Consider the following 738-nt stretch of genomic DNA (forward strand, 5'->3'; position numbering starts at 1 on the left):
CATCGTATGGAAGAGATCTTCGATTTGTGCGATGCCATTACCATCTTCAAAGATGCGACACATGCACAAACATTTGACGACATGACCGACTTAACCCATGAAAAATTGGTTGAGCTGATGGTTGGTCGTGAAATCAACGATATCTACAACTACCGTTCGCGTTCTCTAGGCGAAAGTGGCCTACGCATTGAAAACCTTGAAGGCAAAGGGTTAACCCAACCAGTCTCACTCGATATTCGTCAAGGTGAAATTCTGGGTCTGTTTGGTTTAGTTGGGGCTGGGCGAACAGAACTAACCCGTCTCATTTTCGGCGCGGAAAAAGCGCAAGCCGGACAAATTTACATTCATGGGCAGCCCATCAGTGTCAGAAGTCCACAAGATGCGATTCGCGCAGGCATTACGTTATGCCCAGAAGACCGTAAAGCGGACGCTATCGTTCCTATTCTCTCGGTGGAAGAGAACACCAACATCAGTGCTCGTCCATGGAATTTGAAATTGGGCGGTTTGATCGATTTCAAATGGGAAAGAGACAACGCAGAGCAGCAACGTAAGGCTTTGAACGTTAAAACCGCCTCATTACAACAGGCTATAGGGCAGTTGTCTGGTGGTAACCAACAAAAAGTGATTTTAGGTCGCTGGCTCTCCACCGATATGAGTGTGATTTTGTTGGACGAGCCAACACGAGTCATTAACGTTGGGGCGAACCCAGAGATCTACGAACTGATTTTCAATCTTGCT

Annotated in this window: 1 protein-coding gene; it reads left to right on the forward strand. The window is 46.9% G+C overall.

Going from position 1 to position 738, the window contains the following annotated elements; genetic code table 11:
* Nucleotides 1-738, forward strand: a 738-nt coding sequence (locus R7Q48_RS27090; protein ID WP_318133344.1) for an ATP-binding cassette domain-containing protein, incomplete at both ends; no start/stop codon positions are given.

This window comes from Vibrio sp. 378 (assembly GCF_033339435.1).